The sequence below is a fragment of the Mobiluncus porci genome, from assembly GCF_009695935.1.
Lineage (GTDB): Bacteria > Actinomycetota > Actinomycetes > Actinomycetales > Actinomycetaceae > Mobiluncus > Mobiluncus porci.
This window is the reverse complement of sequence record NZ_VUMY01000001.1, coordinates 105,318-130,933: the sequence shown is the minus strand read 5'-3', so window position 1 is coordinate 130,933 and position 25,616 is coordinate 105,318. Positions and strand designations below refer to the sequence as shown.

Annotated in this window: 21 protein-coding genes and 1 pseudogene; 11 read left to right on the top strand and 11 right to left on the bottom strand. The window is 56.2% G+C overall.

Annotated elements, in window-relative coordinates; translation table 11 throughout:
- Positions 1-28 precede the first annotated feature (28 nt).
- The 4 genes and pseudogenes from FYJ63_RS00595 to FYJ63_RS00575 form a co-directional block, all read right to left on the bottom strand.
- Complete coding sequence (locus FYJ63_RS00595) at positions 29-1,450, bottom strand: hypothetical protein (protein WP_154542753.1); 1,422 nt, start codon at positions 1,448-1,450, stop codon at positions 29-31.
- 20 nt (positions 1,451-1,470) lie between these two features.
- On the bottom strand, positions 1,471-1,998 hold the full coding sequence (locus FYJ63_RS00590) for a hypothetical protein (RefSeq protein ID WP_154542751.1): 528 nt from the start codon (positions 1,996-1,998) through the stop codon (positions 1,471-1,473).
- A gap of 211 nt (positions 1,999-2,209) precedes the next feature.
- A pseudogene (locus tag FYJ63_RS11535) lies at positions 2,210-2,618 on the bottom strand (hypothetical protein); the annotation flags it as partial.
- A 184-nt stretch (positions 2,619-2,802) separates the two neighbouring features.
- Positions 2,803-3,627, bottom strand: coding sequence for a recombinase family protein (locus FYJ63_RS00575; RefSeq protein ID WP_229769825.1), 825 nt, complete (start codon positions 3,625-3,627; stop codon positions 2,803-2,805).
- 13 nt (positions 3,628-3,640) lie between these two features.
- Here FYJ63_RS00575 and FYJ63_RS00570 point away from each other — a divergent pair, with 13 nt between their 5' ends.
- The 4 genes from FYJ63_RS00570 to FYJ63_RS00555 all read left to right on the top strand — a co-directional run bounded on the left by FYJ63_RS00570 (position 3,641) and on the right by FYJ63_RS00555 (position 8,817).
- Positions 3,641-3,847 (top strand): hypothetical protein, encoded by a 207-nt coding sequence (locus FYJ63_RS00570; RefSeq protein ID WP_154542743.1) that lies wholly within the window; start codon positions 3,641-3,643, stop codon positions 3,845-3,847.
- Between the two features lie 122 nt (positions 3,848-3,969).
- Entirely contained in the window at positions 3,970-5,397 is a 1,428-nt protein-coding gene (locus FYJ63_RS00565; protein ID WP_154542741.1) for a leucyl aminopeptidase, read from the top strand.
- A gap of 190 nt (positions 5,398-5,587) precedes the next feature.
- On the top strand, positions 5,588-6,955 hold the full coding sequence (lpdA, locus tag FYJ63_RS00560; protein WP_154542739.1) for a dihydrolipoyl dehydrogenase: 1,368 nt from the start codon (positions 5,588-5,590) through the stop codon (positions 6,953-6,955).
- A gap of 44 nt (positions 6,956-6,999) precedes the next feature.
- Positions 7,000-8,817: a biotin/lipoyl-containing protein gene (locus tag FYJ63_RS00555; protein ID WP_154542736.1), complete on the top strand. Its 1,818-nt coding sequence runs from the start codon at positions 7,000-7,002 to the stop codon at positions 8,815-8,817.
- 2 nt (positions 8,818-8,819) lie between these two features.
- Here the strand turns inward: FYJ63_RS00555 and FYJ63_RS00550 are convergent, their stop codons facing one another.
- The gene (locus tag FYJ63_RS00550; protein ID WP_154542734.1) at positions 8,820-10,409 is read right to left on the bottom strand and encodes a protein kinase domain-containing protein; all 1,590 of its coding nucleotides are present in this window, start codon (positions 10,407-10,409) and stop codon (positions 8,820-8,822) included.
- A 123-nt stretch (positions 10,410-10,532) separates the two neighbouring features.
- On the opposite strand from FYJ63_RS00550, the gene FYJ63_RS00545 reads away from it, so the two are divergent.
- The 4 genes from FYJ63_RS00545 to FYJ63_RS00530 all read left to right on the top strand — a co-directional run bounded on the left by FYJ63_RS00545 (position 10,533) and on the right by FYJ63_RS00530 (position 14,164).
- Positions 10,533-11,258: a DUF4191 domain-containing protein gene (locus FYJ63_RS00545; protein WP_229769824.1), complete on the top strand. Its 726-nt coding sequence runs from the start codon at positions 10,533-10,535 to the stop codon at positions 11,256-11,258.
- Between the two features lie 99 nt (positions 11,259-11,357).
- Positions 11,358-12,299, top strand: coding sequence for a transporter substrate-binding domain-containing protein (locus tag FYJ63_RS00540; protein WP_154542730.1), 942 nt, complete (start codon positions 11,358-11,360; stop codon positions 12,297-12,299).
- Between the two features lie 90 nt (positions 12,300-12,389).
- The gene (locus FYJ63_RS00535; protein ID WP_154542728.1) at positions 12,390-13,301 is read left to right on the top strand and encodes an amino acid ABC transporter permease; all 912 of its coding nucleotides are present in this window, start codon (positions 12,390-12,392) and stop codon (positions 13,299-13,301) included.
- The gene (locus FYJ63_RS00530; RefSeq protein WP_154542726.1) at positions 13,298-14,164 is read left to right on the top strand and encodes an amino acid ABC transporter ATP-binding protein; all 867 of its coding nucleotides are present in this window, start codon (positions 13,298-13,300) and stop codon (positions 14,162-14,164) included. The genes FYJ63_RS00535 and FYJ63_RS00530 overlap by 4 nt, the downstream gene beginning before the upstream one ends.
- Before the next feature lie 92 nt (positions 14,165-14,256).
- On the opposite strand, the gene FYJ63_RS00525 is transcribed toward FYJ63_RS00530, so the two are convergent.
- Positions 14,257-14,904 (bottom strand): phosphatase PAP2 family protein, encoded by a 648-nt coding sequence (locus FYJ63_RS00525; RefSeq protein WP_154542724.1) that lies wholly within the window; start codon positions 14,902-14,904, stop codon positions 14,257-14,259.
- Positions 14,905-15,014: 110 nt separating this feature from the next.
- Between FYJ63_RS00525 and FYJ63_RS00520 the strand changes: the two genes are divergently transcribed.
- On the top strand, positions 15,015-15,683 hold the full coding sequence (locus tag FYJ63_RS00520; protein WP_154542722.1) for a hypothetical protein: 669 nt from the start codon (positions 15,015-15,017) through the stop codon (positions 15,681-15,683).
- 42 nt (positions 15,684-15,725) lie between these two features.
- Here the strand turns inward: FYJ63_RS00520 and FYJ63_RS00515 are convergent, their stop codons facing one another.
- The 5 genes from FYJ63_RS00515 to glgA form a co-directional block, all read right to left on the bottom strand.
- The gene (locus FYJ63_RS00515; RefSeq protein ID WP_338106766.1) at positions 15,726-16,427 is read right to left on the bottom strand and encodes a histidine phosphatase family protein; all 702 of its coding nucleotides are present in this window, start codon (positions 16,425-16,427) and stop codon (positions 15,726-15,728) included.
- 60 nt (positions 16,428-16,487) lie between these two features.
- Positions 16,488-19,601, bottom strand: coding sequence for a bifunctional [glutamine synthetase] adenylyltransferase/[glutamine synthetase]-adenylyl-L-tyrosine phosphorylase (locus FYJ63_RS00510; RefSeq protein ID WP_154542720.1), 3,114 nt, complete (start codon positions 19,599-19,601; stop codon positions 16,488-16,490).
- A 94-nt stretch (positions 19,602-19,695) separates the two neighbouring features.
- Complete coding sequence (locus FYJ63_RS00505; RefSeq protein ID WP_154542718.1) at positions 19,696-21,039, bottom strand: glutamine synthetase family protein; 1,344 nt, start codon at positions 21,037-21,039, stop codon at positions 19,696-19,698.
- A gap of 10 nt (positions 21,040-21,049) precedes the next feature.
- The gene (locus tag FYJ63_RS00500) at positions 21,050-21,835 is read right to left on the bottom strand and encodes an ABC transporter ATP-binding protein (RefSeq protein ID WP_154542716.1); all 786 of its coding nucleotides are present in this window, start codon (positions 21,833-21,835) and stop codon (positions 21,050-21,052) included.
- The gene (gene glgA, locus FYJ63_RS00495; protein WP_154542714.1) at positions 21,835-23,061 is read right to left on the bottom strand and encodes a glycogen synthase; all 1,227 of its coding nucleotides are present in this window, start codon (positions 23,059-23,061) and stop codon (positions 21,835-21,837) included. Before glgA ends, FYJ63_RS00500 begins: the two co-directional genes overlap by 1 nt.
- Positions 23,062-23,190: 129 nt before the next feature.
- Here glgA and glgC point away from each other — a divergent pair, with 129 nt between their 5' ends.
- Both glgC and serB read left to right on the top strand, forming a co-directional pair.
- On the top strand, positions 23,191-24,429 hold the full coding sequence (gene glgC / locus FYJ63_RS00490) for a glucose-1-phosphate adenylyltransferase (protein WP_338106765.1): 1,239 nt from the start codon (positions 23,191-23,193) through the stop codon (positions 24,427-24,429).
- 261 nt (positions 24,430-24,690) lie between these two features.
- Positions 24,691-25,557 (top strand): phosphoserine phosphatase SerB, encoded by an 867-nt coding sequence (gene serB / locus FYJ63_RS00485; RefSeq protein ID WP_338106764.1) that lies wholly within the window; start codon positions 24,691-24,693, stop codon positions 25,555-25,557.
- The last annotated feature ends 59 nt before the right edge of the window (positions 25,558-25,616 follow it).

Genomic DNA, 25,616 nt, shown 5'->3' with positions numbered 1-25,616 from the left:
GGGTTCACTTTTTGAAAAAGGGTTCACCCTACGCCTCGGTGTCGATGTGCGCCGGGGTTTCAACAGTCTTGGTCGTCGCGCTGGGCTTGTCGGCGTTCACTTTCGCGCCGCCGAGATCGATGCCGAGTTTCTCCTCGACTTTCGCAATGGCCGCCTCGTTCTTCTTATTCAACACGGCCTGCAAGAAATCCGCCTGGTTCGGAACATCCTTCGTCCACACCAACATATCCAACAAGTTAGTCGTCGAATTCCCGTCCTTATCCTTACCCGGAAGCAACATCACCTCCATAAAATTCGAGGTCGCAAACGCCTTCGCCAAAGCATCAACCTTGGACATTTCCTTGTCTCCCTTACCTTCAGCAAGTTCGTAAAGAGCCCCAAGAATGTTTTTCTGCCCATCGGATAACGAACCAACAAAACCAGAGGCCCTCTCAGCATATTTACCCTCAAAGCTCTTTATGCCATCTCTAAGGTAATTGACTTTTTCAGAAAGATTGTGAGCATTTCGATCACCCGTCGCTTCGAAGCTCGTGGGATCTTCCTTAGCTATTTTATCCATAGCATCATAGGCTCGAATCTTCATTTGACGCCACTGCATATACTTCTGACCTTCAGGGGTGTTAATCGCCGGAGAACCACCGGGATTATCCGAATGGTCTTTTGAATACGCATAGACGAGTTTCTGTATCCCCTTCACCCAGTCAAGATGATTTTCTATTTCACCAAAACGACTTGTAAATGCGTGTTCCATAGCTCGGGTGCTAATCAAGGAATCTTTGGCGGCATCCGATGAAAAAGTCTCCAAAACAACACTATCGATTTGCGATTGATAAGCATTATTCGTTGCCGATCCTGGACGGCCATCAGGAGAATAAATATGCATGCCAGAGGTGTAAGTTAACTCAGCGGCACCATACATTCCTCCCTCCACGTGATCCCAATATTGTGGCATCAACGACGAGGTAATTGATACGGCAAGTTGTGAATCTAAACCATTGTCATGGCAGTAAACATAAATATTGGCAATAAAGTTACGTTGCTCATTGGTGAGCTGATTCGCCGCCTTCAGTCCAGCGCCAGGCCCAATCCCATCAGGCGAATAGTCAACCGGATTGTAGGCATAAATAACCGGCATGTCATTACGATCCCCGCCATTTTCAATACCGAAGGAATTCTTCAGCATCTCTTCCCAACCGTTATAGCCATCAATAGCCGAAGATGTTGCCAACGCTCCACCGTCATGTTTTTGTTCGAAAGGCCCGTCAACAGCAGTGGGATCAAAAACCTTCGCCGCACTTTGCGCCAGTGAAGAAATTTCGACTGTGTCAACGACGGGCGTGCTCGCCACCGTTGACACAGTAAAAGGATCGCTCTTAGTCGCAGACGTAGAAGACTTAGGCAGCGTCGAAGCCACCATCGTGCTCAATCCATTGACCAATCCCGCATCCATGCCAATCAACTCCTATGTATTCAATATGGTTTCTTTACAAAAGAAACCGATATCGTGTCGTAACCCGGATCATTGTAGATAGCTGAGGCAACACCGTCGGGGAAACGGTGTTCCACAGTGAATTCCCCTTTTGCAGAAATCTCAGCAGTATAGACCGTCCCGATGTATCCACCCTGCGCATCTACGGTTAGGAAACTTCCCATGGCGTCACCAGACACCGTTTGATTCTGGACTTCTTCGTAAAAAGGTGTGCAGGCAGCGTATCTTGTTCCAAACGGAAGGGTATAACAAAGCGGCATGTCCTCTTGCTTTACCGTTTGGCTGTAACCGACCATGGAAACATTAACCGCTGTCGCCTTATACATGGTCGTAACCGATGAAGGAGCCAAGAAAGTAGAGGTGACAGTCAAAGGTTGATTAACACTGTAGATGTTGTAGTGCTGTTGAGATCCGATCCACTGTCCGGCGGAGGCGAACGCCGTCCCCGCCATCAAGGTCGAAAGACCCAACGCGGCGGCTCCAGCAGCGAGTTTACGAAGCGCAGCCATTTTTAATCCTTTGTCCGATGTCTTATGGTTTACATAAGCCAGCGCACAGCCAATTCTTCGGCAGCAGAAGACTCTTTTTAAGGATTTTTTCAAAGATTTAACCTCAACGACGCCTGCGCGATTCAAAGCCTCTGGTCACCGAAAACAGGGAAGATATTTTCCGACAAGTCACACCCACATTCCGACGAGTCTCTGACGTGCCCCCGTTTGTAGGGCCAGTTTGTTTGGCGGGGGCCGCATCCAGGTGCTCACGCAGCACAGGGGCGGTTATAGAGCGCTCCACCATGCCACCAACACACTCACGCGTGAACTCATCCACGATAGACACGATTTTCAACGCCTTCCCGGTCTCGTCAGCATCAAACTGGAAATCCACAAACCCGCAAGCTTACAGGCCTTACGCTCGCTAATATCAAGGCGTTCCATCAAACAAACCACGCCCGCCCGGCGCCTAGCCGGGCTCAGAAGTTTCCCTCAGCCAACTCCCTCAACGCTGCCTTCTCCAGCTCCGCCTCAGCCAAAAGCCGTTTCAAAACCGCGTTCTCCTGACTCAACACTTTCATCCGTTTCACGCCAGGCAAATCCATGCCCTGATAATGGTTTTTCCACCGGCAATACGTCGGCTCAGTTGATGCCAATCTTGCGACACGCATCAGCCACCGCACCCCCCTCAGCCAACACTTTCACCGCCCTATCCAGCGCTTTCACAACATCTTCCGAACTATAACTCCATGCACTTACTCACCATAAGCTCCATTCTGCCAAAAACGGCCATCAAGAACTCTCAAAACAAACGAACCTAAATTACGGAGTCATGCCACTGGCTTCGAAGTGTTTGAAGCTGCGGATACGGTTTTCCCGGTCGACTATCTGCGCGGCAACCTTCTCGTATTTCACGTACAGCTCCCCGTGGCGGGCGGTCAGCGCGTTGAACTGCCGGTTGTATTCTGCCTGGTTCGACGCGGTGCGTGCGTTACGGTCGATGAGCTTGTCGATAGCCGCTGAGGCTGATTTGACATCGGCGATTAGCTTGTCGGCTTGCTCCTGTAACCGGGTGGTGTCGAGTTCCGCCATGACTTCTTCACGCACGATCCTGCTGGCTTCGTCGCTCTCGCCGAGCAGGTCGGTGACTGCTTGCAGGTAGAGGTTTTTGGTTTCGGGTTCTTCGAGTTTCGGGGTGGTGCAGTTTTCGCCGTGCCCGTATTTGTGGTTGCATCGCCAGATGGTTTTCCTGTATCGCTCATCGTTGGAGTGCCAGGTTTTCGACCCGTACCATCCCCCGCAGTCCCCGCATTGAATCTTCCCGGAAAACAACAAATGCCTCGAGTAGGAGCGGTTCGCTTGCTTCCGGGTAGCGATTTCTTGTTGCACGAAGTCGAAAACGGCAGGGTCGATGATAGCCTCGTGGCTCCCGGTCACATAGTACTGCGGCACCTCACCCCGATTCACCACCTGCTTTTTGGTGAGGAAGTCCACCGTGTAGGACTTTTGCAGCAACGCGTCGCCCTTATATTTCTCGTTGCGTAGCATCGAGCTGATATGCCCAATTGACCATTTACACCCGGTCGGGTTCGGTGCCTGCTCCCGGTTGAGAATCTTCGCGATACCCGAGAACGATTCGCCTTCCAAGAACAAAGCGAAAATGTGTTTGACTGTTTCGGCTTGCTCCTTGTTGACGACCAGCTCCCCGTTCGGGCCGCGGTCGTATCCGATGGACCTGGAAAACGGGATGGTGGTTTTCCCGACTGCTAATGCCGAAGCGGACGAGACTGAACAACCGCCCGAATACCCCGAGCGGTGGATGCCACGCGCAGGTGAAGCTGAAGCACTGGGCGTATTACCTGAGTGAAGAAACCCTCAACATCATTGATGCTTTTGTAAAACGCGGCGGGTAACGGCTGTTGACGAGTTCAACTCAGACTTAACTTCTCCAGGCTCACGCCGCTTGCCTGATGCGTCTAGGATGGAAGTATGACTACATTTACGACTTTTTCCGACTTGAAGACTTTGAACATCCCTCTCATCTTGGGGGTTACCGCGGATCGCGACGGAAACCTCCAGGTTCCTACTTTTCCGGCCCTTGCTGATTTTGCCAGATCTGCAGGAGTAACAGGGAAGGCTGGTGAGGCCCAGCGTTCCCCCTCCCCCCACGATTTCGCCTCTCCCTACGTGGTTTTTGTAGGCCTGGGAGATTTGGAGAACCACTCCTTCCCCGCCGAGGCCTTGCGCGCCGCCGCAGGAGCGGGAGCCCGCCTCGCCGAAGCCTCCGAACTGGCCCTCTCCTTTCCCACCAGCGATACTACCGCAGCAGTAGCAGTAGCTGAAGGCGCTTTGCTTGGTGGATACCACTTTGACAAATACCTCACGAAGAAAAAGCCCCTGCTGAAACAAATCATGCTTCCTGCCGAAAACTTCCCCGCTGCGGAATCCTTGAATCGGGTCGAGATTCTCGGCAAGGCTATCTTTGATATTCGCGATCTCGTCAACGCTTCGCCTTCCGCGCTCTATCCCGAGACGCTGGCAAAGTGGATGGAAAAAGCCGCAAGGGGGCTTCCCGTGAAAGTGAAAATCTGGGACTGGGAAGCGCTGAAAGCCGAGGGGTTTGGCGGGATTGTCGCGGTGGGACGCGGGTCTAAGCGCAAGCCGGTCTTGGTGAAGATGACTTACGAACCCGAAAATCCTCGGGCCCAAGTGGCGTTGGTCGGCAAGGGGATTACCTTTGACTCGGGCGGTTACTCTTTGAAGCCGTCTAATTCCATGGCCACAATGAAATCAGATATGACCGGAGCCGCCACCATGGGCAATGCGGTTATCGCCGCGGCTAAGTTGGGGTTGCCGGTCAAGGTGACTGCCTGGTTGGCGTGCGCCGAGAACATGGTCAGCGGTGGAGCCACGCGCGTTGACGACGTCATCATCATGAAAGACGGCACCAGCGTGGAGGTCACCAACACGGACGCGGAGGGGCGCTTGGTGTTGGCCGACGGCATCGCGATGGCAGTTGGGGAAAAACCTGACTTAATCGTCGATATGGCCACCCTGACCGGGGCTCAGATTGTAGCGCTCGGTTCCCGCATGGCCGGCGTGATGGGTTCAGCCAAAGACGATTACTTCGAGGCAGCCAAGCGAAGCGGCGAGATGGCATGGCCTTGCCCCCTGCCGGAGCACCTGGCGGATGACTTGAAGTCTGACATCGCAGATTTACGTAACTCCGGCACTAAACGTGAGGGCGGAATGCCTCTGGCGGGATTGTTCTTGAAACACTTCACCAAGGGCGCGCGTTGGGCTCACGTCGATATTGCCGGCCCCGGCTTCAACAAGGGCTCAGCCTGGGGCTACACCCCAAAGGGCGGCACCGGCTACGGGCTTCGCACCCTGATTGACCTCATCGAGCGCCTCTGACCTGCTGAAACGGTGGGGGCGTGCTTTATCGTCCCAAAAGTGGGACGAAAAAGCACGCCCCCATCGTTTCACATTAAACATGACGTAAAGGCCGTTCAAAGACCCAGTTTATCTGGAGGACATCGAGAAAAATTCGTGACAGAATAGAGGTCATAGGTATTTAGTCCCAACAAAAACATTGGAGTTTATTTTGAGCGAAGAAACTTATGACATCGTCATTTTGGGCGGCGGAAATGCCGGTTACGCTTGCGCTTTACGGGCTACCGGCCTGGGCATGAGCGTGGCGATGGTAGAAGAAGACAAAGTCGGCGGCACCTGCTTGCACCGTGGCTGCATCCCCACCAAGGCTTTGTTGCGTGCCGCCGAGGTCGCCGACACGGTTCATGAAAGTCTCGATTGGGGCATCGCTTCGTCATTCACTGGCATCGATATGGCAAAGGTTTTGGAATTCCAGTCCGGTGTCGTGAACAAAATGTATAAGGGTCTCCAGCATCTCGTGAAAGCCCACAAGGTTGAACTCGTCAATGGTCGCGGTCGCTTGACCGGCCCGGACACCGTCACCGTGGGCGAGCGGGTTTTGCACGGTAAAAACGTCGTTCTCGCCTCCGGTTCCTTCACCAAATCGCTCGGTATGAACCTCGGCAACCGTATCCTCGGCTCAGAACACGCTCTGTTCCTCGACCACGTGCCGAGCTCCGTCGTGATTCTTGGCGGCGGCGTTATCGGGGTGGAGTTCGCAAGCGTCTGGAAGTCTTTCGGCGCTGAAGTCACCATTATTGAGGCTCTCCCCCATCTAGTCCCGAACGAAGACGAGGATGTCTCCAAGGGACTCGAAAAGGCCTTCAAATCTCGCGGGATTAACTTCTTGACCGGCACCCGTTTTGCGAACGCTCAAGAAGACGAGTCCGGCGTGACCGTAAACACCGAGGACGGTCAACAGTTCCGCGCCGACTATCTCCTGGTGGCGATTGGCCGTGGCCCGAACACCGCCGACATGGGTTACGAGGAACAGGGCATCCCGATGGATCGCGGTTTCGTGCTGGCTAACGAGCGCCTCCACACCGGCGTCGGCAACATCTTTGCCGTAGGCGACATTGTGCCTGGTCTACAGTTGGCCCACCGCGCCATGATGCAAGGCATTTTCGTCGCCGAAGAAATTGCTGGATTGAACCCGCGCGTGGTTGACAACGATAACGTTCCGCGCGTGACCTTCTGTGAACCGGAAATTGCCTCCGTGGGTCTCACCGAGGCGAAGGCGAAGGAAGTCTATGGCGCCGAGAATATCGTGTCTGCCAAGTCGAATATGCTCGGTAACGCGAAGTCGCAGATGCTCAAGGCCGCTGGCTTCGTGAAACTTGTCCAGGTAAAAGACGGCCCGATTGTGGGCTTCCACGCCCTGGGACAGCGCATTGGTGAACAAATCGGTGAGGGACAACTCATCGTGAACTGGGAAGCTGACGCTGAAGATTTGGCCTACCTCACCCACACTCACCCGACTCAAAACGAGATGATTGGCGAAGCAGCCATGGCCTTGGCCGGAAAACCGTTGCACGGCTGATAACCTAGTTTTTGAAAAACCGATTCAAAGAAGAAGGAAACAAAATGGCTCAAACAGTTTCAATGCCGGTTTTGGGTGAATCTGTCACCGAAGGCACCGTTACCACTTGGCTCAAAAAAGTGGGAGACACGGTTGCCATAGATGAGCCCCTGCTGGAAGTCTCTACCGACAAGGTTGACACCGAGATTCCCTCTCCCGTAGCGGGAGTTCTCTTGAATATTTTGGTGCCGGAAGACGAGACTGTCGATGTGGGTACTCCCTTGGCCGAAGTCGGAGAAGCCTCCGAGATGGGTTCCACCGGCGCAACTCCCAGCGCTGCGCCCGCCGAGGTTCCGAATCCGGAGATTCCTTCCACCGTGACAGCATCCCCTGATGGTTCCGCGCAGGTCGAGTGGTCTTATCCAAGCGTGCCGCCGGTGCCACCAAAGGCTGAAAATGTGCCCCCCGCGGCGCCCACACCACCCGCCTCACCTGCTGCGCCCGCGGCTCCTGCCGCCCCAGCTCCTGCTCCGGCCAGCGCGTCTGGAGACAGCACGGGTGAGCCCATTAAGATGCCCGCGCTTGGTGAGTCCGTGACCGAAGGAACCGTCACGACTTGGCTAAAAAAGGTCGGCGAAACAGTAGAGGTGGACGAGCCTTTGTTGGAAGTCTCTACCGACAAGGTTGACACGGAAATTCCTTCTCCCATTGCGGGAGTTATTTCCCAAATCGTTGTCGAAGAAGATGAGACTGTCGAGGTGGGAACCATCTTGGCTTATGTGGGCGGTTCCGCAAGCGGGACTGCTCCAAGTGCGGCTCAAGATTCAACGCCTGCGCCTGCTGCCACTCCGCCAGCTCCCGCGGCTCCCGCTGTCCCTTCGGCGCCAGCAGCCCCGGCCCAACCTGCGCCGCCAGCAGCCCCGAGTGCCCCCACTCCTCCGGCGATGCCTGCTCCCGCCGAGCCAGCTGCGCCAGAGACTCCCGCCGACACGACCGCGAAACGGACGTCCGGTTCTCAAGGCGAATACGCCACCCCGATTGTCAGGAAACTCGCTGCTGAAAAGGGAGTAGACCTGAATACGATTCAGGGAACCGGAGTGGGGGGGCGCATCCGGAAGCAAGATGTCTTGGATGCTGCTAATCTCTATCAAAGCGCTCCGAATCGCGTGGTTCCGGCAACTCCTGCGACACCAGTCGCACCCCCGCAGTCAAGTGGGCCCGCAGTCCCCAGCGCTCCTGCCGCCCCGGCGGCTCCGGTTCCGCCAGCACCCCCGACTCCGCCACAGCCAGCCTCGAGCGGGCAGGGAACCGCTACCACTTCGGTTCCGACGAGCTTGGGCGAGTTGGATATGGCACGATTGGCCCAGTTGTTTACCGAAGTTGCAAAGGCTTTTGGTCAACAAGGTGCTGCCGCTCCGGCGGCTACTCCCGCGCCCGCCGCCCCGAGTCCGGCTCCTGCGGCTCCCAGTGTGCCTACTCCACCTCCGGTGCCAGCGGCTCCAAAACCGCCAGCAACGCCGACTCCTCCAGCTGCTCCCGCAGCACCAGCAGCCCCAACCCCGCCTCCGGCTCCAGCAGCACCGAGCGAGCCCGCAGGCCCGAGCGCCGCGAACGCTCCGGAGCCCCCCGCGCAGACCGGCGGTTCCGGTGGCGGCGAGCCCATCAAGATGCCCGCACTTGGTGAATCGGTTACCGAAGGCACCGTGACGACTTGGCTCAAGAATGTGGGAGACACGGTAGCGGTGGACGAGCCTCTGCTCGAGGTCTCCACCGATAAGGTAGACACCGAGATTCCCTCACCCATCGCTGGCACCATCACCGAAATCGTGGTGCCGGAAGATGAGACTGTGGAAGTCGGAACGATTCTCGCCTATGTGCAATAGTCTCAATCCAATCTCACGACGCTAGCGATTCGCCAAGGATGGCTCAACAAAGTGATTTCTTGGTGAACTTCCGCTAGTGGCGGGATTTGGTGTTGATTCCCGAGTCGATCCGTCTGTGTGTAGGCGCCCTGTAAAAGCGTCACCCGCAGGCGGATTCGATCATTTTTCCCCTCCACTATCACCACGTCCTTGACCGCCGTGGCGAGACCGGAAATGCTGGTCCCGCTCCTTCGTAACTGGGCCAGGAGCTCGCTGTCGGCTTGACTGATTATGGAGTCTTTTACAGTGAGAGCACCCAAAGCCTTGGCATCGTTCTCCACAATCGCACGGTCGCGCCGATTTAGAATCTCCTGCATGACTGCCAGTGCCTCGTTCTCATTCGTGATAGATCCGGTCTCAAGCAGGTTTTCGGCTCCGGATTTCTCAAAGTCAGCCGAGGGAAGGAGACTGTCCGGAACCGGTGTGTCCGATTGCGAGGGTGTCCCCTCCGGTTTCGTTGACGCGCCCGGTGAGGGAGCCGCCTCCCGAGGACTAGGGCTTTCCCCCGAAACGTCCTCGGACTCGGGGCTCAAAGGCGTCTCCAGAATCTCGCCGGGGGCGGGAAGTTGTGGCGCTGACGTGGCTTCCCTCGCGGGTTCACCGGTAGCGACCGCGGGAGGAAGAAACCGCGGCACCACCAACACAAGCGCCAGAGCGAAGGCGGCTCCCGCCAAACTCGGAATCGCAATCTTCAAGATTCGGGGCTGTTTTGCTGATTGATAAGCGCGAGAACGGGACGGACGAACCTGCGTCCCCTCTCTTTGTGGACGCGAAGCCCGTGCCTGTTCACGTTCTTCTCGCGCCGCGTTAGCGCTTTCGTAGTTAAGGCGCTGCCGGCGTTTCCCGACTAAAGTCGTGGTGACGTCTCGTCCCGCGGCTCGCATTTTTGCGGCCATCAACTCGCTTCCCGACAGCATTCCCACTCCGGCTCGCGGAAGGCTCTCCCAGGATTTTGCGAGCGCCATAGCGGTAGGGCGCTTGGTGGAATCCGGATTTAGGGCCTCACCCAGTAAACGAGGCTCCATCCCCAGCCCCGACATCATCTGAGCAAATGCGTAGACATCGTCTGCGGGAGTCGGTTGTGAGAGTGGCTCATTAAAGGCCAAGGTGGTTCCCTCCGGACTTCCCAACACGTCGACCCAGACCACACGACCGTGAGTCGTGAGGACAGCGTTGGCCGGAGAAATATCCCCGTGAGTAAGGCCCGCCGCGTGGAGGTCGGCAAGCCCCCTGGCCAACGCGAGCCCAATGAAGTTCAGTTGCGCGGAGCCGAGCCGCTGGCCCGCACGAAGAATCTCCAGGTTTTGTCCCTCCAGGAATTCGTACAAGATAACGAAACGCCCGTCGGTGGCCTTCCGGATTTGTTGCACCTCCACCACATAGGGACTGTCGAGTTTCCGGAGCACCTCCACTCGTTTTTCCAAGTCCGCAGAAAGCGAAGTTCCGAGAACCTGTAAAGCAGAGACTCGACCTTGAGCATCCACGCAGCGCCACAGAGGACCTTTAGCCCCAAAGCCAACTGGCTCATATAAAACATACCCATCAATATTCATACCTAAATATATAACTCAATAGCCCATAAAATGCTAGTCCGAATTCGCTACCTGTGGAAAACTCCTCCGAACGAGCCGGCGCAAGGTTTCAAGCTGATGGTAAAAACACATAAGATAGGCCTGATGGCTAAGAAAACTGATAACACCAAAGCGGGTGGCGCTAAAGGCGCCGGCGCCCCGAAGAAGCGCAACATTATCCAGAACCTCAAGGATTCCTACACTATTGTCCACCGGAGCTTCCCCTGGGTCACCTGGGCTATCTTGGGAACACTCCTCCTGACAATCGGAGGAAATATCGTCTATATGGTGCTTTCCAAATCCTGGATTTGGGGAGCCATCACGACGGTGCTCCTGCTTTTACTGGTTCCGATGCTGTGGTTGTCGCTACTTTTATCCAAGGCCATGTTGCGCCAGATTGAAAATGTGAAGGGTTCGGTCGGCGCTTTGTCGCAGATGATTCGTCGCTCCTGGGTAGCCGAACCGGAACCGGTGGCGGTCAACAAGGACCAAGATTTGGTGTGGCGTTTCGTCGGGCCGCAGGGCATTTTGTTGGTCAGTGAAGGACCGCATGGTCGCGCCACGAGGTTGTTGAATGATGAAGTGAAAAAGACTTCTCGAGTAGCCTCGCAGGTTCCGATTCACACCATCGAGGCCGGTACCGGCGCTGAACAGGTACGCCTCGAAAAGGTTTTGAAGACAGCTTATAAATTCCCCAAGGCCTTGTCTCGCCACGAAATTCCCGCGGTAGTCAAGCGTTTGAAAGCCCTCCACCGCAAGGATGGCTTACCCATTCCGAAGGGGATTGACCCGATGAAAGTTCGCCCGAATCGCCGCGCCCTCTACGGATAACTTCTCTCCCCTGCTCCGAAAAATACTAAATCTAGTTGCATAAATTTACATAGATGTGTAAATTTATTACTGTTAGTTTTTTACAAACGAGGAGATAATATGCGTAATCTTGCGATTCCCGCCGCTTTTGGCGCTTTGGCTCTAGCTTTAACCGCTTGCGGAAGTGGCACCGGTGGAACGGAAACAACCTCCGGACCGACTGACACGATGAGTAACCAACCGTCTGCCGCTACCGAATTCGACTTTTCGACTATTAAAGCCGATCCCGCAGTCGAGGCTTTGGTTCCGAAAGACATCAAGGATCGCGATGTTTTGCGCAACGGAGCGTCTACCGACTACGCCCCCTTGGAAATGCTGAAAGACGACGGCACGACCCCGACCGGTGCCGAAGTGGACATGGTGAAGGCCATTGCTTTGACCATGGGACTGTCTGACGGAACCACGACCACCGAGACTTTTGCGGCTCTCCTTCCGAAGGTGGGCTCGACTTATGACATTGGTGCCTCCGGATTCACCGTCACCGATGAGCGGGTTCAGGCCTATGACATGCTGGCCTACAAGGATATGGGGACGCTTTACGCAGTCGCTAAAGGCAATCCGAGCGGTTTCAATCCGACCGATGCTTGTGGAACCACTGTGGGGGTTCAAACCGGCACTTACCAAGAAACCGAGCTCCTTCCGAAGCTGAATCAAGATTGCGTTTCTCAAGGTAAGCCCGAGATTGATGTCAAAAAAGAGGATCTTTTGAACAACATCATTCCGAAGGTGATTTCCGGACAGTACGATGCTTTCATTGCTGACGATCCGGTGACGGCTTTCAACGTGAAGAAAGCCAACGGACAACTGGAAATCTCTGGAGAAATTTTTGACTCCGCACCTCTCGCCATCGTGGTCAACAACAAAAACCAGGAACTCTCCAAGGCAGTAAAAGCCGCTATGGATTCTTTGATGGCTTCCGGGAAAATGAAGGAAATTCTGGCTCTCTACGGAGCTGATGGTGGGCTCTACCCCGAGATTAAACTCAACACCTCGGTGAAGTAACCCTTCAGCGCAAGATAATGAGTTTTTTGCAGGCGAGCAATAAAACCTATTTTCGACCGCGAGCAATAAAAACTAGAGAATCGATAACAAATGAGTGACTTTTTGGAACGCAACCACCCCCGTCCGGTATTCCGTTTGGGCCGCTGGATCAGTGTCGTCGTGGTAGCGGTCATTGTCGTCCTCATTGTCAACTCCCTCTTCACGAATCCCAACTATCACTGGGATAAAGTCTGGGAGAACCTGTTCCACCCCACGATTATTCGCGGCATCGGTTTCACCTTGCTCCTGACAATCGCTGCCATGATAATCGGGGTGATTCTCGCGGTGACCATGGCCATTATGCGCCAGTCCCCCAATCCAGTTTTGAAATCGGTGGCGTGGTTCTACATCTGGTTCTTCCGCGGCACCCCGATCTACACCCAGTTGATTTTCTGGGGATTGTTGCCGACCCTCTACCCCATGGTCGGGGTCGGCTCCCTAACAGTGGATATTAACCTGGTGTGGAACGTGTTGTGGGCGGCGATTCTCGGCCTTGGCTTGAATGAGGGCGCATATCTTGCCGAAATTGTTCGTGCCGGTTTGAACTCGGTAGATGCCGGCCAGTGGGAGGCCGCCACCGCTCTCGGGATGAAACGCGGGCTCGTGTTGCGACGCATCATTATCCCCCAAGCTATGCGAGTCATCGTCCCCCCGACCGGCAACGAAACCATCTCGATGTTGAAAACCACCTCCCTGGTTTCCGCCGTTCCCTTCACGATGGAACTCACTTTCGCGGCCCAAGCACTGGGACGGCAATCGTTCTTGCCGGTGCCGATGCTGATTTGTGCGGCGATTTGGTATCTCCTCATCACGTCCATCTTGATGGTGGGCCAGTTCTATCTCGAGAAATATTTCGGGAAAGGATTCAACAAGGGTGGTAACGATAAACGCGTCAAGCGTCGAGTCAAGGAAGCCGACTTCGCCGAAGCTAACCCGGGAGCATTTTTGGATGTGACGCCATGAGTGAGACAAATAACACGATTCCAGCCCCCGCCGATGTCGCAGGGACGATGGTCGCGCTGCGCGGAGTGCATAAATATTTCGGTCATCTCCACGTCTTGAAGGGCATCGATCTCGACATCCACAAGGGAGAAGTCTGCGTCCTGATTGGGCCTTCGGGGTCGGGAAAGTCCACGGTTTTACGCTGTATCAACCAGCTGGAGGAAATCAGTGCGGGAAGAATCTACCTGGATGGAGAGCTTCTGGGGTTGTCGGAAACTCCGGCTCCGACCGGCGGGTTGCTTCGCAAGTGGTACCAGCGTACCGGCGCCCTGACCGGCCACGACACTGTCTTGCGACACTTGCCGGACAAAGCGGTTTCCTCCCAGCGCGAGCGTATCGGGATGGTGTTCCAGCGTTTCAATCTCTTCCCTCACAAGACGGCTTTGCAAAATGTGATGGAGGCTCCGGTTCACGTTTCGAGAACTCCACTGGCGCAGGCACGCACGCAAGCCCTGGAGCTGCTTGACCGCGTGGGTTTGGCTGATCGCGTCAATCACTATCCCGCCCAGCTTTCGGGCGGTCAACAACAGCGGGTTGCCATCGCGCGAGCGTTGGCGATGAATCCGGACCTCATGCTCTTTGATGAACCGACATCCGCCCTTGACCCCGAACTCGTCGGAGAAGTCCTCCAAGTCATGAAAGACCTGGCACGTGAAGGCATGACCATGGTCGTAGTCACCCACGAAATCGGGTTCGCCCGCGAAGTAGGGCACAATGTGGCTTTCATGGACGGCGGGCAAATCGTCGAAATGGGTAAACCCGCCGAGGTTCTCGATGATCCCCAGGAGGCTCGTACCCGCGAGTTCATCTCCAAGGTGCTCTAAAGGTTCAATAATTTGCGTTCAATGCCGTTTAAGGGGAACTTTCTGAAATTATTTGCAAATTAATCCCCTTAAAGGGCATTTGCTATTGGGGACTAGAGCCCTAGCGGCCCTAAAATCGCCTCGGTCAGCCCCTGGCTGACCACTGACCAGCCCACCGAGAGCCCCAAAACGGCGATCGGTATCGCACTCACGACATCAATCACGACATGCTGCTTGGTGAATAACGTGCCGATTACGATACCTACAGCAATCACAGCGAAAACCACCCGTGCCACCAGCGGCAGCTCCGCTGCACCCAGTGAAACCGCCAGTATAATAAATGACGTGGAACAATGCAGACTCGGCGCGCAGTTAATCCCGCGAAAACTCGCCTTGTAAATCCACACCAAAAACCTCCCCGAGAAAGTATTCGGTGGCTTCGGGCGATCAAATGTCGTGGGATATACCAGATAAATGACCGTGCTCACCACCACTGCCACCAGCCACGCCACCTGGGAGATAATGTAGTCTTCGCGCGAAAAAAAATACAGGGTGAAGGGGAAAATTGCCAGGACGGGATACCACAGGAAATAGGGGAAAACCCAGGCCGGAACGAGAGGGATTCGTCGATCAACGGGCCGAGACACGTCATGGAAATTGTGTTGCAGCAGTTCAGACCCGAAATAAAGCAGGCTTTGAAAACCGATGATAAGAGCCTCAATCACAATGAGTTTCCAGATAATGTACACCGGTTGTTTCATTCCTAACAGTTCGAACCAATCCCTTGTATTCTATCCGGCGGTATCGTCGCGGATAAATTTACAGCCCCTAGCTCCTGTTGACATTTTTTGAAAAATGCGAAATACTGTGATTGTCAGAACATATTCTGGAGATTCTACAACTGTCTAATGAAAATCCATTCGCTGCCCCCACCAACCACTCCCCCGAACCCACCGGCGCTCTGGGGTTCAGGTCCAATCAAGCGCTGATTCCACAGCCAAATTCACCAATGCCCTATCCCCCTTCTCCAGCCGGCCCCTCAGCGACATATCCCGCTTATCCTGCGGGGGCTCCTGTAACACCTGGTGGAGCCCCTTGGGGCAACGCCACTCCGGTTGCTCCGGCTCCCGTTTCTTCCTGCAACTGCATTTCGGCAGCCGCCCTCACTACCGGTATCTCTAGCATCGCCCTGTTCGCGATTGCGCCACTGGCCATTATCTACGGTCTAGTGGGACTAATTCTTGGAATAGTCGGTATCGTGAAAGCGAATAAGCTTCCCGCCCACTCGGGGAGAGCCATGAGTATCACGAGCGTGATTCTTTCGGTTATCGGAATTGCTATAGGCATATTTGCAATCGCGTCATTCTTTGCACTCATGGCGGGGATGATGAACTCGTTGTCGCAAATGACAAGCGACCCTTCGGTTTTAGATCAGTTGAAAGAACTGTCAACTCCTTCCGGAGCCCCCAGTGACCTGCCTAGCGATTTTCCCACCGAGTTACCTACCGACTTTCCCACGAGCCCGTCTGACCAACTCTAGATGACGCTGATTCAGGGACCCTCTAATAACACTCACGGATTGTTAGCGGTAGAGCATCTTCTCGAGGATTTCTCGGGTCTCTTTGGAGGTGCGAGCCTCTCCCCCCGGAACCACCGGCCAAGTCTCAGGCGGCTGGTCAGACCAGAGTTTCAAATCCCAGCCCGTTTCTGGGGATCCTTCCGCCACGGTCATAGAACCATTTTGACAGGGGAATTGCGCAATCAAATCCAGGGTCAAACCGCGCAGTCGCTGCGCGCCCCAGACTCTCATAATCGCCCCGTGAATAACGGCCACCGCCACGTCGTTCTCCCCCAAGCCCTTGGTGAGACGCTCGATACCGCGGTCAAAACGTTCGAGAGTCTCCCGGCCGTTCTCCCCGCCCGGCATCCGCAAATCAAAGTCGGAGCCGGTCGCCCAGGCAATCGCGGTGTTGAGATAAACCTGGGTGTCTTCTCGCGAGGTTTTCATCTCCAAGTCCCCCGCCAGAATCTCGCGCAAGTCCTCATCGGTTTGGACCTCGAGTCCGAAAGTTGCGGCTAAGGGAGCCGCCGTTTGCTGGGCTCGCAAAATGAAAGAAGCGTGGATTCTCGTCGGTTCCGCTCCGACCAGGCGAGAGAATTTTTTCGGCAATGCCTCGGCCTGGGCTTGGCCCGTTTCGTTCAAAGGACGACCGGGAAAGGCCGTGTCCAAGGCTCCGCTCAAGTTGGAATCGGTTTGTCCATGTCGAATCAAAACTAGCTTCACGTGCTCATTGTTTCACACTCTGTCCGAAAGTGAGTTTTTGCTCGCAGACAAAGACTCGCCTTACTCGTAGAAAACTCGTTCCACTACGGCGCGAGCCAAACGGGCAGTGCGCATCCAATCCTCCAATAGATCTTGGTGCGAGCCTTCGGAATAACCCAGCAACGCCGCAGTCGAAATCAGGAGGCGATCGGTCGCCACCATGTCAAGCCTTTTCCCTTTGGTTCGCCCCGAACCCAAAACATTTGCTGCGCGAATCCGCGTGGCCAACATCCACGCCTCGTCTAAGGCTCGGGCTGCAGCCGGATCGAGCAACCCCGCCGACCAGGCCGCCTGCAGGCCCTGGCGGGTGGAGGTCGTCCGAAGGGAGGGAGTCGACTCCGCAAAACGCAACTGCAACAGTTGCACACACCACTCCACATCGGAAAGCCCCCCGGGTCCCAGTTTCACGTGCCGGTTGGTTTGAGAACCGGAACCCCTACCGGCCCCCAAACCCCCGAGAGTTGAGGCACCGAGCCGCTCCGTCTCCATCCGCGCCTTGAGCCGACGTATCTCTTTGATTTCTTTATCTGTGGGCGGTCTGCTGTAGCGGATGGGATCGACAATCTCAAGGAATCGTTTGCGGATCTCCGGGGTTCCTACAATCGGATTGGCTCGAAGCAGCGCTTGACGTTCCCACGCGGCAGCCCAGCGGTCAAAGTATTCCGCGAGCGTGCCAAGGTCTTTCGCGGCCGGTCCGGACTTTCCTTCCGGACGCAAGTCGGTGTCAACCTCCCAAGCCCCCGCATCGGTTCCCCCAAGAATCTTGCGAACTTTAGCGACGAGATTACGGGCTTCACTTGCTGCTTGACGAGAACCCTCCTCGGAAGGGTCTAGCGGCACATAGTAAAACACCACGTCTGCATCGGTGGCATATCCGCTTTCGTCTCCCCCGAACCGTCCCATGGCAACGATGAGGTGGTCGGCGTGGGGGCCGGTGGTCAGTAAACGGTCTGCGTTTCCGGTAGCGTTAGAACCGCCTCTTACGGGAGTGCCGGAGTCTGAGGCCAGTGCGCGAATTGCGAGGTCGAGTGCTCCGGCCAAAACGGCCTGCCCTACAGCCCCTAGCGTTGTCGCTCCGCGCATCGGGTCGATTCCTTGGAGAACATCCACCATCGCGCAACGCAGCAGCTCGCGACCCCGCACGGCCCGAAGCCTTTGGGCGCGCCGATTCAGATCTGGTTGGCGTTCAAAGGACGCTAGAATCTCCGTCTCCAGCTCTTCGCGACTCCGCGGAGCCAAGTCGGCATCGTCATCAAGCCACGCCACGGCGTCGGGGTTTCCCGGCAGCAACTGGGCAATCAGCGGCGAGGAGGACAGCAAAGTCGTGAGCCTTTGCGCAGCGGTGCCCGAATCCCGCAGGAGGCGCAAATACCAGTGGGTATCTCCTAAAGCCTCGGAGACCTGCCGGAAAGCCAGCAGACCTTCGTCCGGGTTCACCCCGCCCGCAAACCATCCCAGCAACACCGGCAGGAGTTGCCGTTGAATCGCGGCCCGCCTAGACACGCCGGAAGTCAAGGCTTCGATGTGGTCCAAAGCTCGTTTCGGGTCGCGGTAGCCAATGACTTGGAGCCGAGAGGCCGCGTCCTCGCGATTCAGGCTGGCTTCTCCGGCGGTGAGTTTCGCCATTGCCGGCAGCAAAGGCCGGTAATAGATTTCTTCGTGAAGTGCGCGAACTCGCGAGCGAATCGTCTCCCAGGCTTCCTCGAGATCACTGCCACTTTGATAAACCAGCGGGTCTATCGATTTCGCGACCCGCCTCAGTTCGGCGCCTTGCGGAAAGAGGTGCGTCCGGCGCATCCGTCCGAGTTGACTGCGGTGCTCAATCACCCGCAGGAAACGGTAATGATCTGCCAGTTCTTCGCCCTGATCGCGGCCGATATAGCCACCGGCCACCAGCGCATTCAAGCCGTCGAGGGTGGATCTGACGCGAAGGCTTTCATCAACCCGCCCGTGGACAAGTTGCAGCAGTTGCACCGTGAACTCGACATCCCGCAAGCCCCCGATGCCGAGCTTGATTTCGCGACCCGCTTTTTTCGGATCCAACAGTTGTTCCACCCGCCGACGCATGGCGCGAGTTTCATCCACGAAACCCTCATGTTCCACAGCCTTCCACACAAAAGGCTGGATTTTTTGGAGATAGTTCTCTCCCAGTTCGCGGTCTCCCGCAGCCGGCCTCGCCTTCAACAGCGCTTGAAACTCCCAGGCTTTCGCCCAGCGTTCGTAATACTCCAGATGGGACTCGAGTTGGCGCACCAGCGCCCCATCCTTCCCCTCCGGTCTAAGTGCCGTGTCCAAGACCCACAGCGCTGGTTCTTCGCGGCTTGCCGAACAGTAAGCTCCCAGGGCAATAGCCATTTCAGTGGCTCGTTCGAGCGCCTCTTGGGCATCCAGGGTTGGCGGTAACTGGGAGGAAGTTCGCGGCCCCGCCACATAGATGACATCCACATCGGAGATGTAGTTGAGTTCTTGGGCGCCGGTTTTCCCCATGGCGATGACGGTGAAAGCCACCTCACCTTGCGGGTCAAGGTCGCGGCGCACCAAAGCCAAAGCCGCCTCCAAGGCGGCATCCACCAGCCACGAGATGGCGCTGGAAGTGGATTCGAACTGCGCCTTTGCTGACTCCACCCCAACATGGGACAAATCTGTGGCGGCAATCTGGGCTAGCTGGGTGTAATAGGCGCGGCGCAAAGCAAGCACGTCGGCATTCTCTCCCGCGACCCAACAGGGGTTGGCTTCATCCGCAAGGTTGGAGGCGTCCACCGATTCCAAGAGGCGCTTCGCGAACGCTGACGGTTCCGGGTCGTCTTCTAGCACTTCCAGAATCTCGGGGTGAGTGGCGAGGTAGTTGCCGAAAAACTCGGAATACCCCAGTAAACGTAGTGTGCGCCCTCCAACTTGGCGGGACTGCAGCAGTTCGCGAGCGCCGCGGGGAGTCCGCGATTCCTGGTTCAAGATTCGTTCCAAGGACAGCAAGGCCAAATCGGGATCCGCCACCTCTCCGAGGCCGTCGACGAGAGCCTCAGAGTCAATAGCGGGGGCAAGTTGAATAATGGCGGTGAGGAGTTTTTTGGCGTGCTCCACTTCTTCGATGCCGGCAGTCAACAAGGCTGTCGTCAGCGAATATTCACGAGCCATGATTCCTCCTAACTAGAGCTTAGGCGCCTAAGTGGCGACTTGATGACTGAGTTAGACAACAGCCCTCTTGAAGATGAGTCGAGAAAACATGACTTTATTGGAGCCGAAGCAGTTGTCGTTTTTCCTGAGCCGTGACTTGGCGCCGGTAATCGGTCCATTCCGCCAAGCGCGTGCGGAGAACGAAGTCGAAGGCTTCTTCCCCGAGAACCGCCGGCACCAGGGAAGACTCCTCGAGATAGCGAATCGCGTCTTCCAAGGAGCGCGGCAGCGCGGAAATCCCGACGGCCTTGCGCTCCGCGTCGCTCATCTCCCACACATTGTCTTCGGCTTCTTCGGTTAGTTCCATCCGCTGTTCAATCCCTTGCAGTCCCGCCTCGATAATCAGAGCGAAAGCCAGATAGGGGTTCAATGCCGGATCCGGGGCGCGGTATTCCACCCGTGTCGAAGTGTGGATTCCCGGCTTATGGTCCGCCACCCGAATCAGCGCGCTGCGGTTGTGGTGACCCCAGCAGACAAAAGCGGGGGCCTCATCTCCGCCCCACAGTCGCTTGTATGAATTCACATGCTGATTGACAATCGCGGAAATATCTTTCGCGTAATGGAGCAAACCGGCGGTGAACTGTCGCCCGACGATGGAAAGGTGATAGTCCGCTCCCGGGTCGTAGAAAGCATTTTGATCCCCCTCGTGTAAAGAGAAATGTAGGTGCAGCCCGTTTCCGGGGAAATCTATCACCGGCTTCGGCATGAAAGTGGCCATGAGCCCTTGCGACAAAGCGATTTCTTCTACAACACCGCGAGTGGTAACGAAATTATCGGCACACGACAGGGCATCTACCGAACGCAAATCGATTTCGTTTTGTCCCGGTCCGCCTTCGTGGTGGGAGTATTCCACCGAAATCCCAAGTTCTTCCAAGGCGCGCACCGCGTCCCGACGGAATTCATTTCCGAGCCCACCGGAAACGTGGTCAAAGTAGCCGCCGCGGTCAATCGGGATGAGTTCGTCCTCAAGAGACGCCGGCATTTTGAATAGATAGAACTCAATCTCGGGGTGAACGTAGGGAACGAAGCCCAACTTGTTGGCTCGCTCCATGGTGCGCTCCAGCACGTAGCGCGGGTCGGAGTGGGAACGGGTGCCGTCCGGATTGAAAACATCACAGAACATGCGCCCCACCGGATCGGTCGTCGCGCTTCCGAGAGAGGGCACAATCTGGAAGGTGGAGGCGTCGGGAACCAGCAACATGTCTGATTCACTAATGCGGGTGAAGCCCTCCACCGAAGATCCGTCGAAAGCGACTCCCTCGGTGAAGGCGCGCTCTAACTCCATCGGGGAGATAGTGATGGACTTCAACAAGCCCAAGACGTCGACAAACATGAGCCGCACGTATTTCACGTCGCGCTCCCCGACCTGTCGGATTACGTGTTCCTGCTGAGTATCCATCTTGTTCCTTTCACGAAACCATGCGAGCGCTAAATCGTCCTTCCAAGTGAGACACGTGGAGCGGCAACCCATACATTTCGCTCAAAATTTCACTGGTGAGAACCATCTCCACCGGTCCGGCGGCGAACACTTTCCCCTCTTTCATTGCCAAAGCGTGAGTGAATCCCGGCGGAATCTCCTCCAGGTGGTGCGTCACCATCACCATCACCGGAGATTTCGGGTCTCGAGCCAGTTCGGAAAGGCCCCCGAGGAGAAGCTCCCTTCCTCCGAGGTCAAGAGCCGCCGCCGGTTCGTCCAACACGAGCATTTCCGGGTCAATCATCAAGGCGCGCGCCACCAAAACGCGTTGTTTTTCCCCTTGGGACAGGGTATAGAACTCGCGTTCTTTCAGGTGCGAGACCTCAAACATTTCCATCAAGGAGTTCGCCCGCGCGAGGTCGATGTCCTCGTATTGCTCCCGCCACGAAGCGGTCATCCCCCAGACTGCCGAAAGCACGGCGCGCTCCACACGTTCCTCGCCTGGAATCTGGGCGGAAAGAACCGGCGAAGAATAGCCCACGCGCTGGCGGATTTCCGCTATCTCCACGCGCCCTAGGGTTTCATCCAAAACCCGCACGCTGCCTTGGGAAGGATAAATCCGTCCCGCCAGCATGTCCACGAGAGAGGTCTTCCCCGCCCCATTAGGCCCCAAAACCACCCAATGCTGACCGAGAGAAACCGTCCAGTTGATGTTGTCGAGGATTCGGGTTTGTCCGCGCCACAGGTTGACGTGTTCGCATCTGGCAATTTGTGGCATCAGCGGCGCCCTGCCAAGATTTCTTCATACATAGCCACGGTCTTGTCACCAATGGCCTCCCAGGTAAAGTGTTCCTCGGCTCGTTTCTTGCCGGCGACTCCGAAAGCGGCCGCTTTCGCGGGGTCGGCCAAGAGCGCGTTAATCCGCTCGGCCATGTCGTGTTCAAACTGTTCGGGGTGGAGGGGTTTTCCGGTGCCGTCATTGACCTGCTCGAGAGGAACCAGGTAGCCGGTTTCTCCATCCACCACGACATCGGGAATCCCGCCTGTGTCGGAAGCGACCACCGGCAGGCCCACCGCCATGGCCTCGAGATTCACAATCCCCAAGGGCTCATAAATCGAGGGGGTCACAAAAAGCGTGGCCCCGCTCAAAAGTGCAATCATGGTCGGGCGATCCAGCATGTCGGAAATCCAGACCACCCCGGGGCGTTCTACCTGGAGTTCCTTTACAAGCGACTCCACCTCGGCCATAATCTCGGGAGTATCCGGGGCTCCAGCGCACAGGATGACCTGGGCGTCTTTGGGGATTTCTCGAAGGGCTCGCAGGAGGTAGGGCACGCCTTTTTGGCACGTAATCCGGCCCACAAAAGCCACGGTGGGCTGACCTTCCTTCAGACCGTAGGATTTCCAGACTTCGCTTCTAAATTCGGGGGTGATATTCGAAACCGCCCAGGAATCCAGGTCAATCCCGTTGTGGATGACGTGAACCCTCTCGGGGGAAATCGCGGGATAGCAGCGGAGAATATCGTCCTTCATGGCCCGAGATACTGCCACAATCCCGTCGGCAGCCTCATAGGCGGTTTTTTCACACCAAGATGACAGCCGGTATCCGCCCCCGAGCTGTTCGGCCTTCCACGGCCTCAGCGGCTCCAAAGAATGAGCCGTGATCACCAGCGGGATGTCATACATGAGCTGGCTCCACCGTCCCGCCATATTCGTGTACCAGGTGTGGGAATGAACCATGTCAGCGCCTTCAGCCCCTTGCACAAAAGTGAGGTCTACCCCCAGGGTTCGAATCGTGGCGTTGGCGTCTTCCAACTCGCTCAAGTAGTCATAGCCGGTAACCCCAGATTCTCCGCCTTCTTCTCCGGACACGCGTGGGCCTTCGAAGCAGTGAACCCGTACTTCAACCCGTTCGCGAAGCACTTTGGCAAGTTCAGTAACGTGAACCCCTGCCCCGCCGTAAACCTTCGGGGGATATTCCCGAGTCATCAAATCAACACGCATCTTCGCCTCACTCTTGCTTAATCGCCAGTGGCAACTTGCCACCACAGCTCTCACTAACCTATCTTAAATTGCCTGAAAATAGGCCTCGAAAAAGCCCCGAAACTGGGAAATTTCTTTTAGGCTGGAAGCGTGTCTAATCCAAAAGTTCTCGCAATTATTCTAGCCGGTGGCGAAGGCAAGCGCCTGATGCCCCTTACTGAGGATCGCGCTAAACCCGCCGTTCCCTTCGGCGGCCACTACCGCCTGATAGATTTTGCTCTCTCGAACGTGGTGAATTCGGGATATAACCGAGTAATTGTTCTGACCCAATATAAGTCCCACTCCCTGGACCGACACATTGCTACCGCCTGGCACATGTCCAATATCCTCGGAAACTATGTTGCTCCGGTGCCGGCCCAGCAGCGCACCGGAAAGCACTGGTACATGGGTTCCGCAGATGCCATCTATCAGTCTTTGAACATCATCAATGATGAAGACCCCGATTATGTCTTGATTATCGGCGCGGACAATATCTACCGCATGGATTTCTCCCAGATGATTGATACCCATATCGCCTCAGGGTTTCCGGCGACAGTGGCGGGAATCCGCCAACCCTTGTCCCTATCCTCTTCTTTCGGCGTTATTGAAGCCGACGAGAGCGGGAAGATTACCGCTTTCCGCGAGAAGCCGACCGATGCAGTGGGACTGCCCGATGCCCCCGACCAGATTCTTGCCTCCATGGGGAACTATGTTTTCACCACGGATGCCCTGCTCGACGCAATGGCGCAGGACGCCAAGAATGAGGAGTCCAACCACGACATGGGCGGGGATATTGTGCCGTTCTTTGTTGAACGCGGCGAGGCCGGATGCTACGACTTTATTAAGAACGAGATTCCCGGTTCTACCCCACGAGACCGCGACTACTGGCGTGACGTGGGTACGATTGACGCCTATTTCGAAGCCTCCATGGATTTGATTGCGGTCCACCCGATTTTCAATTTGTATAACCCGGGATGGCCGATTATGACGACAACCGATGGACGGATGCCACCGGCAAAATTCGTTTATGGCGATGATTCCCGCATGGGCCACGCCATCGACTCTTTCGTCTCCAACGGGGTCATCATTTCCGGAGCGCGCTGTGTGCATTCGATTCTTTCCCCGGGCGTGAGGTTGAATTCCTGGTCGCATGTGTCGGATTCCGTGTTGATGAACGGGGTGGTTTTGGCTCGTCGCGCGCGGGTAGACCGCGCGATTCTCGACAAGAATGTCTACGTCGGAGAAGGCGTTTCTATCGGGGTTGACCTCGAAGAGGACCGGCGTCGCGGCTTCACCGTCAGCCCCGGCGGAATCACCGTAGTCCCCAAAGGCTGGCGAGTCGAAAACTAGCAAAGCCGGCTGGTCAGACCTCTCAGTGTGTAATTTGCTTCGCAAATTACACACCGCTTCCTTGGCATCGGAAATGCTCGCGCAAGCGCGGCACTTCACTCGACCTTCGTCGCGGTGGCGTAATGAACGAAGTGAATGGAGCCAGAAGGGTCTGACCCCAAACGGCACAGCCGCTAAACTATTCCCATGACCAATTCCTCCCCCCTCCGTTTCACCTGTGTCTGGGAAGACCACCTTGCTGGGCCCACCCCCCAAGACTGGATGAGCACGGTTGCGCACGCCAACGGTTTGGGCGCCGACCAGCTCCAGCTCAACTCTTCCGCGGGCTTTGCGGGGCTTCGCCACCATTCTTTGCTGATTCCTTCCGCGCGTTCCACGACCCGGGACGAACGCGCCGACTGGGTTCGCGCTATCGAGGCAGATCTCGGGCTGGACTATCTAGCCGTTGTCGCAACCACCGGAGAGATGGCTTTACAAGGGCCGGCCCTGGTTGTGATGGATGCGGATTCAACCTTGTTTACTGGCGAAGGCATCGACATGATTGCCGAGAAGGCTGGAACCCAGGACGAGGTAGCCGCGATTACCGCGTCCGCGATGCGCGGGGAACTCGACTTCGCCGAATCCCTGCGAGCCCGGATGGGGACTCTGGCAGGGCTCTCCGTTTCGGTTTTAGACGAGGTTCGCGAAGTCTATGATTTCTCCCCCGGAGCGGCTGACATGGTAGAGGCCTTCCACCGTTACGGCATCAAAATCGGGGTTGTGAGCGGGGGCTTCATGGAGATAGTCGAGCCGAAAGCGAAGTCAATCGGGATTGATTACGTGTTGGCGAACCGCTTCGAGATTGAAGACGGGCGCTTGACGGGTCGCCCGCTTGGTGAGATTGTGACCGGCGAGTCCAAGGAAGCTGCGCTGGTACGCTGGGCCGACGAGCTCGGGGTTTCCACGGATCTTTGCGTAGCGATGGGCGACGGAGCAAATGACATCAAGATGATTCGCCGCGCTGGCATCGGGATCGCCTATATGGCCAAACCCGCCTTGCGGGAGGCCGCCGATGCGCGAATTCCCTTCCCAAACTTGGCCGCGGGAGCCGACCTCACCGGCCCCACCTCGACCCTCATCAACCGTTAATCAGGAATCGGCGTAGTCAGCGGGTCGATATGTGACTTAACTTAGGAAAATTCGGCCTC

Bases quoted from the DNA above. Each gene is read 5' to 3' on its own strand.
- FYJ63_RS00530 (WP_154542726.1), top strand. From the start codon at position 13,298: ATGAGTGAGACAAATAACACGATTCCAGCCCCCGCCGATGTCGCAGGG.
- FYJ63_RS00540 (WP_154542730.1), top strand. From the start codon at position 11,358: ATGCGTAATCTTGCGATTCCCGCCGCTTTTGGCGCTTTGGCTCTAGCT.
- FYJ63_RS00555 (WP_154542736.1), top strand. From the start codon at position 7,000: ATGGCTCAAACAGTTTCAATGCCGGTTTTGGGTGAATCTGTCACCGAA.
- FYJ63_RS00590 (WP_154542751.1), bottom strand. From the start codon at position 1,998: ATGGCTGCGCTTCGTAAACTCGCTGCTGGAGCCGCCGCGTTGGGTCTT.
- FYJ63_RS00535 (WP_154542728.1), top strand. From the start codon at position 12,390: ATGAGTGACTTTTTGGAACGCAACCACCCCCGTCCGGTATTCCGTTTG.
- FYJ63_RS00565 (WP_154542741.1), top strand. From the start codon at position 3,970: ATGACTACATTTACGACTTTTTCCGACTTGAAGACTTTGAACATCCCT.
- glgA (WP_154542714.1), bottom strand. From the start codon at position 23,061: ATGCGTGTTGATTTGATGACTCGGGAATATCCCCCGAAGGTTTACGGC.
- FYJ63_RS00510 (WP_154542720.1), bottom strand. From the start codon at position 19,601: ATGGCTCGTGAATATTCGCTGACGACAGCCTTGTTGACTGCCGGCATC.
- FYJ63_RS00525 (WP_154542724.1), bottom strand. From the start codon at position 14,904: ATGAAACAACCGGTGTACATTATCTGGAAACTCATTGTGATTGAGGCT.
- serB (WP_338106764.1), top strand. From the start codon at position 24,691: ATGAGCACGGTTGCGCACGCCAACGGTTTGGGCGCCGACCAGCTCCAG.
- FYJ63_RS00505 (WP_154542718.1), bottom strand. From the start codon at position 21,039: ATGGATACTCAGCAGGAACACGTAATCCGACAGGTCGGGGAGCGCGAC.
- FYJ63_RS00500 (WP_154542716.1), bottom strand. From the start codon at position 21,835: ATGCCACAAATTGCCAGATGCGAACACGTCAACCTGTGGCGCGGACAA.
- FYJ63_RS00545 (WP_229769824.1), top strand. From the start codon at position 10,533: ATGGCTAAGAAAACTGATAACACCAAAGCGGGTGGCGCTAAAGGCGCC.
- FYJ63_RS00570 (WP_154542743.1), top strand. From the start codon at position 3,641: ATGTGTTTGACTGTTTCGGCTTGCTCCTTGTTGACGACCAGCTCCCCG.
- FYJ63_RS00595 (WP_154542753.1), bottom strand. From the start codon at position 1,450: ATGGATGCGGGATTGGTCAATGGATTGAGCACGATGGTGGCTTCGACG.
- FYJ63_RS00550 (WP_154542734.1), bottom strand. From the start codon at position 10,409: ATGAATATTGATGGGTATGTTTTATATGAGCCAGTTGGCTTTGGGGCT.